The organism is Acinetobacter sp. HA (assembly GCF_000264725.1).
In the GTDB taxonomy this organism is placed as follows: Bacteria; Pseudomonadota; Gammaproteobacteria; order Pseudomonadales; family Moraxellaceae; genus Acinetobacter; species Acinetobacter schindleri.
This window is the reverse complement of sequence record NZ_AJXD01000035.1, coordinates 1-10,777: the sequence shown is the minus strand read 5'-3', so window position 1 is coordinate 10,777 and position 10,777 is coordinate 1. Positions and strand designations below refer to the sequence as shown.

Annotated in this window: 10 protein-coding genes, 1 tRNA gene, 1 other RNA gene and 1 pseudogene; 7 read left to right on the top strand and 6 right to left on the bottom strand. The window is 42.3% G+C overall.

The genetic code is table 11. The annotated features are described in order from the left end of the window. From HADU_RS07910 to greA, 4 genes and pseudogenes are all read left to right on the top strand, one after another. Positions 1-658, top strand: a pseudogene (locus tag HADU_RS07910) (IS4-like element ISAba1 family transposase); the annotation flags it as partial. Between the two features lie 246 nt (positions 659-904). Continuing rightward, positions 905-2,047 carry a glutamine-hydrolyzing carbamoyl-phosphate synthase small subunit gene (gene carA / locus HADU_RS07905; protein ID WP_004814933.1) on the top strand — a complete coding sequence of 381 codons (1,143 nt, stop codon included), beginning with the start codon at positions 905-907 and terminating at the stop codon, positions 2,045-2,047. Positions 2,048-2,060: 13 nt separating this feature from the next. Then, positions 2,061-5,291 (top strand): carbamoyl-phosphate synthase large subunit, encoded by a 3,231-nt coding sequence (gene carB, locus HADU_RS07900; RefSeq protein ID WP_008305092.1) that lies wholly within the window; start codon positions 2,061-2,063, stop codon positions 5,289-5,291. Positions 5,292-5,388: 97 nt separating this feature from the next. After that, on the top strand, positions 5,389-5,865 hold the full coding sequence (gene greA, locus HADU_RS07895; protein ID WP_005222895.1) for a transcription elongation factor GreA: 477 nt from the start codon (positions 5,389-5,391) through the stop codon (positions 5,863-5,865). Positions 5,866-5,944: 79 nt separating this feature from the next. Here greA and HADU_RS07890 read toward each other — a convergent pair whose 3' ends face one another. Further along, complete coding sequence (locus tag HADU_RS07890; RefSeq protein ID WP_008305090.1) at positions 5,945-6,526, bottom strand: TetR/AcrR family transcriptional regulator; 582 nt, start codon at positions 6,524-6,526, stop codon at positions 5,945-5,947. Between the two features lie 141 nt (positions 6,527-6,667). Here HADU_RS07890 and HADU_RS07885 point away from each other — a divergent pair, with 141 nt between their 5' ends. Continuing rightward, positions 6,668-7,063 (top strand): RidA family protein, encoded by a 396-nt coding sequence (locus tag HADU_RS07885; protein WP_008305088.1) that lies wholly within the window; start codon positions 6,668-6,670, stop codon positions 7,061-7,063. Positions 7,064-7,170: 107 nt separating this feature from the next. Beyond that, a complete protein-coding gene (locus HADU_RS07880) occupies positions 7,171-7,794 on the top strand; it encodes a CatB-related O-acetyltransferase (RefSeq protein WP_008305086.1) in 624 nt (207 codons plus the stop codon). Here HADU_RS07880 and HADU_RS07875 read toward each other — a convergent pair. From HADU_RS07875 to coaD, 5 genes are all read right to left on the bottom strand, one after another. Further along, positions 7,789-8,679 carry a hypothetical protein gene (locus HADU_RS07875; RefSeq protein ID WP_005222899.1) on the bottom strand — a complete coding sequence of 297 codons (891 nt, stop codon included), beginning with the start codon at positions 8,677-8,679 and terminating at the stop codon, positions 7,789-7,791. The two genes, HADU_RS07880 and HADU_RS07875, sit on opposite strands and share 6 nt — an antisense overlap. A gap of 128 nt (positions 8,680-8,807) precedes the next feature. Continuing rightward, positions 8,808-8,884: transfer RNA gene (locus tag HADU_RS07870), tRNA-Met, on the bottom strand. Positions 8,885-8,956: 72 nt separating this feature from the next. Next, an RNA gene (rnpB, locus tag HADU_RS15135) (RNase P RNA component class A) lies at positions 8,957-9,334 on the bottom strand. Between the two features lie 26 nt (positions 9,335-9,360). Next, positions 9,361-9,624 carry a YfhL family 4Fe-4S dicluster ferredoxin gene (locus HADU_RS07865; RefSeq protein ID WP_008305083.1) on the bottom strand — a complete coding sequence of 88 codons (264 nt, stop codon included), beginning with the start codon at positions 9,622-9,624 and terminating at the stop codon, positions 9,361-9,363. A gap of 1 nt (position 9,625) precedes the next feature. Continuing rightward, positions 9,626-10,117 carry a pantetheine-phosphate adenylyltransferase gene (gene coaD / locus HADU_RS07860; RefSeq protein WP_008305082.1) on the bottom strand — a complete coding sequence of 164 codons (492 nt, stop codon included), beginning with the start codon at positions 10,115-10,117 and terminating at the stop codon, positions 9,626-9,628. 139 nt (positions 10,118-10,256) lie between these two features. Here coaD and smpB point away from each other — a divergent pair, with 139 nt between their 5' ends. Continuing rightward, positions 10,257-10,736 (top strand): SsrA-binding protein SmpB, encoded by a 480-nt coding sequence (smpB, locus tag HADU_RS07855; protein ID WP_008305081.1) that lies wholly within the window; start codon positions 10,257-10,259, stop codon positions 10,734-10,736. Positions 10,737-10,777 lie beyond the last annotated feature (41 nt).

Genomic DNA, 10,777 nt, shown 5'->3' with positions numbered 1-10,777 from the left:
TTTTTGGTAAAGACCGTATTGTGAATGTGTTCGCAGACAGAGAGTTTATCGGTGAGCAGTGGTTTACATGGTTAATTGAACAAGACATCAACTTCTGCATTCGTGTTAAAAAAACTTCATTGTCACCAATCATTTAGGAAAGAATCATAAAATTAGTGATTTATTTCGCCATCTTAAAGTTGGTCAAATTGAATGTCGTAAACGACGGATTTTGGTTGGTCGGGTGAAACTATATATAAGTGCACTACAGTTAGAAAATGGAGAGCTTTTACTCGTCGTTTCTCCTCAGTTTAATGCCAATGCTATTCAGGATTATGCATTACGCTGGGAAATTGAAACCTTATTCAGTTGTCTCAAAGGACGCGGGTTTAATCTTGAAAATACGCGCTTGACAGACCCTAGACGAGTGAAAAAATTGATTGCGGTGTTAGCTATAAGCTTCTGTTGGTGTTACTTAACGGGTGAATGGCAACATGATCAAAAAAAAGCGATAAAAATAAAGAAGCATGGACGACTCTCAATGAGTTTATTTCGCTATGGTTTAGACTATGTTCAAATGGCGATTCAGCGTTTAATTGGTTTTGGGAAAAAAGAAGAGTTTAAGGAAATTTTGGCAATTTTAAGAAGGCAGAACCCTGATAGGATAAGGGTTCTGTGAAATTTGTCGTGTACAGAGATTAAATGGTTACATTTTTCAACATTGATCATGAAACAGACTTTCAAGCAAAAAGCAAGCCATTTATCTCATACTTTTGCGGCAAAGCTATTGGACTTAGCAGGTGTTACTGCGTATAATGCCGTGTTAAGTTCAAGCGAGCAGACATAGGAGGGTAGGTTTAAAAATTAACCTTCCTTTTTTTTCGTCTACTCGCTTTTTTACAGCCTAAATTTCAGGAGCTTTGGTTTGAGCACCCCAGCAATTTTAGCCCTTGCCGACGGAACTATCTTTAAAGGTACTTCGATTGGCGCATCGGGTTGTACGACTGGTGAAGTCGTTTTCAACACTGCCATGACTGGCTATCAAGAAATTTTGACTGATCCAAGTTATGCACAGCAGCTTGTAACTTTAACTTACCCACATATCGGTAATACGGGTTGCAACGAAGAAGACGCAGAATCAGGTCGTATTCATAAAGTATGGGCAAACGGTTTAATTATCCGTGACCTTCCTTTATTACACAGTAACTTCCGTGCTGAACAATCACTAGGTGAATATCTAGAACAGCACAATGTAGTGGCTATTGCTGACATCGACACGCGACGATTAACTCGAATTTTGCGTGATAAAGGTGCACAAAACGGTTGTATCCTTGCAGGCGAAAACATCACTGAAGAAGAAGCACTTGAAAAAGCACGCGCATTCGGTGGTCTGAATGGTTTAGACCTTGCAAAAGAATGCTGTGATCCTGAAGGTTTTGAATGGACTGAAGGTTCATGGACTTTAGGTAAAGGCTTCGCTCAACCAGAATTTAAATTCCATGTTGTTGCATACGATTACGGTGTCAAAACCAACATCTTACGTATGCTTGCAGATCGCGGTTGTAAATTGACCGTTGTGCCTGCGCAAACTCCTGCTGCTGATGTACTTGCACTGAATCCAGATGGCGTGTTCCTGTCGAACGGCCCTGGCGATCCAGCTGCATGTGACTACGCAATTGAAGCTGTAAAAACAATTGTAGAAGATGCCCGCAATATTCCTGTATTCGGGATTTGCCTAGGTCATCAGATTCTTGCGCTTGCAAGCGGTGCCAAGACTGTGAAAATGCCTCACGGCCATCACGGTGCCAACCATCCTGTACAAAACATTGAAACTGGTACAGTGATGATTACTTCTCAAAACCACGGCTTCGCAGTGGATGAAAGCACCTTGCCTGCGGTATTGCGTGTGACTCATCGCTCACTGTTTGATGGTACTAACCAAGGTATTCATCGCACAGACAAACCTGCGTTCAGCTTCCAGGGTCACCCTGAAGCAAGCCCTGGTCCACATGACTGCGCACCATTGTTCGATCATTTCATCGAACTTATCGAAGCATCTAAGAAGTAATTAAGGAAGCATCATGGCTAAACGTACAGACATTAAAAGCATCTTAATTATCGGTGCTGGTCCTATTGTGATTGGTCAGGCGTGTGAGTTTGACTATTCAGGCGCGCAAGCGTGTAAAGCGCTTCGTGAAGAAGGCTACCGTGTTATTTTGGTGAACTCTAACCCGGCAACCATTATGACTGACCCTGCAATGGCAGATGCAACGTATATCGAACCGATTACCTGGCAGACTGTTGCAGCAATCATTGAGAAAGAACGTCCAGACGCAGTTCTTCCTACAATGGGTGGTCAAACAGCATTGAACTGTGCCCTTGCCCTTGATGAGCACGGCATTTTAGAAAAATTCAATGTTGAACTGATCGGTGCGACCAAAGAAGCAATTGAAAAAGCTGAAGACCGTAAACTGTTCGACCAGGCAATGCGTAAAATTGGTCTTGAATGTCCAAAAGCAGACATTGCCGAATCAATGGAAGAAGCTTTAGAGATTCAAGCACGCTTCGGCTTCCCTGTGATTATCCGTCCATCATTCACCATGGGTGGTTCAGGCGGCGGTATCGCATACAACAAAGAAGAATTCATTGAAATCTGTGAACGCGGTTTCGATCTTTCTCCAACCAAACAGTTATTGATCGATGAATCATTAATTGGCTGGAAAGAATACGAAATGGAAGTTGTTCGTGACAAAAACGACAATTGTATCATTGTATGTACCATTGAAAACTTCGACCCAATGGGCGTGCACACAGGTGACTCGATCACTGTTGCGCCTGCACAAACGCTTACAGATAAAGAATTCCAGTTACTACGTAACGCTTCTCTAGCTGTACTTCGTGAAATTGGTGTAGAAACAGGCGGTTCTAACGTTCAGTTCGGTATTAACCCGAAAGACGGCCGTATGGTTGTGATCGAGATGAACCCGCGTGTTTCTCGTTCATCTGCGCTTGCGTCTAAAGCAACTGGTTTCCCGATTGCTAAAATCGCTGCGAAACTGGCTGTGGGTTATACCCTTGATGAACTGAAAAATGACATCACTGGCGGTACGACTCCAGCATCTTTCGAACCTGCGATTGACTACGTTGTCACCAAGATTCCCCGTTTCAACTTCGAGAAATTCCCGCAAGCTGACGCAACTTTGACAACACAGATGAAATCTGTGGGTGAAGTGATGGCCATTGGTCGTAACTTCCAGGAGTCTATGCAAAAAGCACTTCGTGGTCTTGAAGTCGGTGCATCTGGCTTTGATGAAAAAATCGAAGCGGGTACTGAAGGCGCGCGTGAGAAAATTTTACAAGAGCTTAAAGTTCCAGGTCCTGAGCGTATCTGGTACGTGGGCGATGCATTCCGTCACGGCTTCACGCTTGATGAAGTCTTTGCTGCGACGAACATCGACCGTTGGTTCTTGATCCAAATCGAAGACATCATCAAAACTGAAAACCAGATCAAAACTTTAGGTTTTGGTGACTTGAATGCGGACAATATCCGTGGGTTCAAACGTAAAGGTTTATCAGATCTTCGCATTGCGAACTTGATGGGTATTTCACAAAAACAATTCCGTAAACACCGTTGGAACCTGGGCGTAACGCCAGTTTACAAACGTGTCGATACATGTGCTGCAGAATTCGAATCTGATACAGCTTACATGTATTCAACTTACGATGAAGAATGTGAAGCAAATCCATCGACTCGTGACAAGATCATGGTGATTGGTGGCGGTCCTAACCGTATCGGTCAAGGTATCGAATTCGATTACTGCTGTGTACACGCGGCGCTTGCAATGCGTGAAGACGGCTATGAAACCATCATAGTGAACTGTAACCCAGAAACAGTTTCTACGGATTACGACACATCTGACCGTTTGTACTTCGAACCAATTACACTTGAAGATGTGCTTGAAATCGTACGTATCGAGAAGCCAAAAGGCATTATCGTTCAGTATGGTGGTCAAACACCTTTGAAACTGGCTCGTGCTTTAGAAGAAGCGGGTGCGCCAATCATTGGTACATCTCCTGATGCGATTGACCGCGCAGAAGACCGTGAACGCTTCCAGCAAATGATTCAACGTCTGCAACTTCGTCAACCAAACAACAGCATCGTAAAATCTGCTGAAGAAGGTATGGCTGAAGCGTCTAAAGTAGGCTATCCACTTGTGGTACGTCCATCTTACGTCCTTGGTGGCCGTGCGATGGAAATCGTTTATAACGATGAAGAACTTAAACGCTACCTACGTGATGCAGTTCAAGCATCAAACGAAGCGCCTGTTCTGCTTGACCGTTTCCTGGATGATGCAATCGAAGTTGACGTAGACTGTGTCTCTGACGGTAAAGACGTTGTGATTGGCGGCATCATGCAGCATATTGAACAAGCAGGTATTCACTCAGGTGACTCAGCATGCTCGATTCCTCCTTATTCTCTGTCTAAAGAGATTCAGGACGAAATGCGTCGTCAAACAATTGCAATGGCAAAAGAACTTGGCGTAATTGGTCTAATGAACGTTCAGTTTGCGGTTAAAGGCGAAGACGTTTACATCCTGGAAGTGAACCCACGTGCATCACGTACTGTGCCGTTCGTTTCTAAGTGTATCGGCGAATCTTTAGCGAAAGTGGCTGCACGTTGTATGGCGGGTCAATCTCTAGAATCTCAAGGATTCACTTCAGAGATTATCCCTGAACACTTCTCTGTAAAAGAAGCAGTATTCCCATTCAACAAATTCCCTGGCGTTGACCCGATCCTTGGCCCTGAGATGAAATCTACAGGCGAAGTGATGGGTGTTGGTAAAACATTCGGTGAAGCATTTTATAAAGCTGTTCTAGGTGCGAACGAACGTCTACCTGGTCTTCCGACAGAAGGTGAAGTGAAACACGCATTCATTTCTGTACGTGACTCAGATAAACCTCGTGCAGCAGGTATTGCGAAACAATTGATTGACCTAGGCTTCAAGATTCTTGCAACTGATGGTACATTTAAAGTGATTAGCGAAGCTGGTCTTGAATGTGAACGCGTAAACAAAGTAACTGAAGGTCGTCCAAACATTGTGGACCGTATCAAAAACGGCGAAATCCACCTTGTAATCAATACGACTGAAGGTAAAAAAGCGCAGGAAGATTCATTCTCGATCCGTCGTTCAGCGCTTCAAGGTAAAGTGTATAACACAACTACCTTGAATGGTGCGGACGCAGTATGCCAAGCTTTAGCGATTAAATTGCCGATGGATGTATATCGTTTGCAAGATTTAACAGTAGGTTAATTCGTTACTGAGAAGTCCCGCCACCTTCTCGGTGGCGGGCTTTTTTTCATTTATACACTTTGTATTTTACTTACATACCTAATTTTGAGGGACAACTATGCAACGTTATCCTATGACTCCTGAAGGCAAACTTGCCTTGGAAAAAGAATTACATCAGCTAAAAACTGTTGATCGCCCGCGTATTACAGCCGCAATTGCTGAAGCACGTGAACATGGAGATCTAAAGGAAAATGCAGAGTATCATGCTGCACGTGAACAACAGGGCTTCTGTGAAGGTCGTATTCAGGACATCGAAGGTAAACTTGGTGCTTGCCAGGTGATTGATGTTAAAGCACTGGAACAAAACGGTCGTGTTGTATTTGGCGTGACAGTGACCATTGAAAATCTGGACACTGAAGAACAAAAAACTTACAAAATTGTGGGTGATGACGAAGCAGACTTTAAGATCAACAAGATCTCTGTGAACTCTCCGATCGCGCGTGGACTTTTAGGTAAAAACGAAGGCGACGAAGTGAAAATCGTGACACCACAAGGTGAAGTGGAATACGAAATTTCCAAAGTTGAATATATCTAATTTTTTATTTAGATATTTTTAGGCTGTAAGACCCCTCGCTTGAGGGGTTTTTTATTGATCCTGAAAATTTCTATCGATTTTATTTTAAGAAGCCAGAAGCCAATGCTTCAAATGCCTGTAAAGCCTCAGATAAAACCTGTGCAGGATCATCGCTGGATGCCACCCACAGTGCTGCATTCATTGCTGCGCCATTTAACAAGACCGCAGCAGCAAGCGCATCGACTGGTTTTAATCGACCTTCAGCCAGTAACTGTTCTACACATTCACGTGTTGATTGCAGGCATTTATTTTGACTTGGCCAATGTGCTGGATCACCCAGTATTGCCGGGCCATCGCGCAGCACAATCCGTTGAAACTCAGCATTTAGGGCATGTTCGATATAAGTGCGTCCTTCAAGCATCAATCCTTCCCAGAGATTATCAGGCTGCTCCAGATGTTGCTGGGCAGATGAAGCCATTTCTGAATCAATCTGATCGACCACCGCAGCAAATAAGCCCTTTTTATCACCAAAATGATGATATAGCGCACCACGGGTCAGCCCTGCTTCTGCTGTGAGTTTATCCATTGAAGTCTCTGCATAGCCATATTCCCCAAATGCACGGCGTGCCACTTGAATCAGTTTTTTACGGGTCTCGGCCATTTTTAATTCACGAACAGACATTTCTATTCCCACTTCAGCATTACAAAAATTTTAATTGACATACGCTACGTATGTCAATTATGTTTACATACGTAGCGTATGTGAAACTGCCAGACGCTTTAAGAAAAAATTTTCATAGTAATTTTTTTAAAGAGAATAGCCATGACTAGAACTGCAATATTTCCCCAAGACCGCCATGCCCTGTATGAACAACATGGTTATTCTGCTGCGATCAAATCGCAAGATTTACTGTTTGTTTCAGGTCAGGTCGGTAGCCGTGAAGATGGTTCTCCCGAACCAGATTTTGAAAAACAGGTAGAACGCGCTTTTCAAAATTTAGCTGCGACATTGGCAGCGGCTGGTTGTACTTTTGATGATATTATCGATGTCACCACTTTTCATACCGATCCTGAACAGCAGTTTGAAAGCATTATGAAAGTTAAAAACCAGATTTTTACCCAAAAGCCTTATCCGAACTGGACGGCTGTGGGCGTGACTTGGCTGGCTGGTTTTGATTTTGAAATTAAAGTCATTGCACGTATCCCTCAAAGCACTTAGATCAGCATTTACCTTAAAATTTTCTTCATGGACTAGATCGAGATTGTTGATTCAGCTTGCAGCGCAATTCGGTATAATGACCCATTCCTTATTGTTCTTGTCTCCCTATGTCCGAAAAGTTAATTAATTCGCCTGTGAATCATTGGTGTGAGTTCGAGTTTATCTCAAAAACCGTGAAGAACCCGAATATTCATATTAAAGGGAATTATTCCTACTATTCAGCCTATTGGGATCAGGGTTTTGAGCGTTGTGTTGTGCGTTATTTACATGATAAGCCTGCAACGCCTGAGAAGCCGATTGATCAGCTTTATATCGGCAATTTCGTCTGTTTTGGCGCAGAATGCGTGATTATGATGGGTAGCAACCAGTTGCACCGTATCGACTGGATTTCAGCGTTTCCGTTCGATACACGGGGTTTTGAGCTTGCGGGTGATACGATCATTGGTGATGGCTGCTGGATCGGCTCTCGTGCCATGATTATGCCGGGTGTAAAGCTTGGTGAAGGTGCTGTAGTCGCAACGGGGGCTGTCGTGACTGAAGATGTGCCACCTTATGCAGTGGTTGGTGGCGTACCTGCAAAAATTATTAAATATCGTTTCCCACAGGAAGATATAGACAAACTGCTTTCCCTTAAAATTTATGATATCGATCAAAAGCAGTTTTTAAAAATGCATGAACAGTTGCAGACGGATGATATTGATAAATTGGTTCAATATTTTAAAAATTTATGACTTATTAAGAACATATTGCTCATATCCATTTAAAAAAGCCTGTCTTTGCGGACAATCACTTAAAATTGCTAGCTGTATTGCCATATATAAAGACCAATTAATTTCCTCAACTTCTTCATCTTTAAATTTAGCCTCTTTAAATACAATATGTCTAAAGTCTCGTAATCTTATAATTTCTTGGTTCAGAATTTCAGATGCTAATTCTTCTTGAAAATACTTTTGACGTTTATTTCCATTCATTTTCAAATTTGGTAAAGAATTAATAATTGCTTCAAATGCTACCCACATTAATATAAAACGTTCTTTAGGAAACTTTTGCTGAAATGCTTTATCTAAAAGAATTAGTGCATCTATTGGCAATTCACGTAGTTCTGAATATTCAATCTCTTCATAGAGATTTAGATTCTGAACATCAAATTTTGAAGCATATCCCAATTCAGAATTTATACCTGTATCTAGAAAACTTTCAATTTGAGCCAATGATGTAAACATTAATTCGCGAGCAATAGGTATTCCAAATATAATTCTTAAACTATTTATTATATAAAGCGTTTTATCCTGACATTCCTGATTTTTTAATTCACTTTCCAATCCAACAGTTAGTTTTAAATTATTACTATTAGCTGGAATACAAATACCATAATTCGTACTAAAGCACCGACCAAGTTCATCATAATGAGTTCTAAACTTAGTTTGCTCAGTCTTATTATTCAGTGGTCTAACAATACTAATATCGACATATTTAAAATTATTCTTAGATAAAAACTCTCTAATTTTATTCAAATCTTTTTGTTGAATCGTCGAACTCCAAATAGATTCTTCAATATGAGAGATTCCACTACTGCCCCAATCTTCTGCTAACTTTTTACGCTTTTCTAAAATCATTTAAATCTTCACTTCATAAAATTTTATTAAGTATTTTTAACCGAGTTGCTTAATTTCCACTCATTTTATCATTGTAATTCTTATAGGTATAAAAAAACCCACTCAATTGGAGTGGGTTTTTCAGAATATGGTGGCTATGACGAGACTTGAACTTGTGACCCCCGCATTATGAGTGCGGTGCTCTAACCAACTGAGCTACATAGCCTTAAACTGTGCGCGCATTATGAGTTTTTCTAAAAAAAACGTCAACCCCATAATGCACTGATTGATCAAAATTTGGTGAAGTGAGCCGATAAGCCGGGTTCTGTCGAGAACGATCATTCCTCTAGGCGTACAATCACTCATACGCTCAAGCGACCTACCCGGATCCAGCATGGGCCATGCCTAAAGGATCCCTATTTGGTCTTGCTTCCGGTGGGGTTTACCATGCCATGAACTGTTGCCAGTCATGCGGTGCGCTCTTACCGCACCCTTTCACCCTTACCTCCGATTCCGATTGCTCAGAACCATAATGAAGGCGGTCTACTCTCTGCTGCACTTTCCGTCGGCTCACGCCGCCCAGGCGTTACCTGGCACCTTGCCCTATGAAGCCCGGACTTTCCTCCCCTGCTTCAATCACGGAGATCTCCACAGCAGCGATCGTCTGGCTCACTTCGAGCCGCATAGTACCAAATCTGGCGACTAATTGCTTGATGTTTTTTGAGCAGTCAGTTTTTCATACTTGGCCTGAAGCTCCTCACGCGTCTCGGCATGGTTCGGATCAAGCGGGATACAGTCCACAGGGCAGAATAACTGGCACTGTGGTTTGTCGTGATGCCCGACGCATTCTGTACATAAGTCCGGGTTAATTTCATAGATGACTTCACCCATGAAAATTGCCTCATTCGGACAGACAGGTTCACAGACATCACAGTTGATGCATTCATCGGTGATATATAAAGACACGCTACCAACCTTGCTGAAGTTTACGCTCGAAGGCTTCAACCACGTTTGGCGGAACAAACTTGGTCACATCACCTCTTAAACGAGCAATTTCACGCACCAATGTGGATGAAATAAAAGAATATTGCTCTGAAGGGGTTAAAAATACCGCTTCAAAATGTGAATCCAGCTGACGGTTCATATTGGCCAACTGAAATTCATACTCAAAATCTGACACTGCACGCAGACCACGCAGAACTGCTGTAGCATTCTGCTCACGGAAGAAATTCACCAGTAGGCCATCAAATCCTACAAATTCAACATTGTTCAAATGGCTCAACGACGCTTGGGCCAGCTCAACTCGCTCTTCCAGACTAAATACCGGATTCTTGTGATGTCCAATCGCAATTGCAACCACCACTTCATCAAACATCTTTGCTGCACGGGTCACCAGGTCAATATGGCCATTGGTGATCGGATCAAAGGTCCCCGGATAAATCACACGAGTTTTAGTCATCCATTTTTACTCTGTTTATTGTGTAAGTTTTCCATTTTAACAAAATCTTGATTTTTTGGCGAAGAAACTCCATCAATTTAAAAACTTCAACTCAATTAAAGTTGCGGTACAATAGCAGCACGTTTGGAAGTATCAGATTATGGCGAAAGCATCTATTGTAGTAAAAAAAAATAATGGCGGTACCATTGCACTGAATAAACGTGCCCGCCACGATTATTTTATTGAAGAGAAATTTGAAGCGGGGCTTTCATTAAAAGGCTGGGAAGTCAAATCAATGCGTGCTGGTCGTATGACCATCGTAGAAAGTTATATTACCTTTAAAAATGGTGAAGCTTTCCTGTTTGGTGCCCAGATTCAGCCGCTATTGAGCGCGTCTACCCATGTGGTACCTGAAGCGACGCGTACCCGTAAACTGTTGCTGAATCGCCGTGAAATTGAAAAACTTCTGGGTGCAATTAACCAGAAGGGTTATTCATGCGTACCACTGGCTTGTTACTGGAAAGGTCCAAATGCCAAACTGGAAATTGCCTTGGTAAAAGGTAAACAGCTGCATGACAAGCGTGCAACTGAGAAAGACCGTGACTGGCAACGTGACAAAGCGCGAATTTTCCATCGATAATGGTTACATAATACCTATAAAAAAACCTCCATAAAATGGAG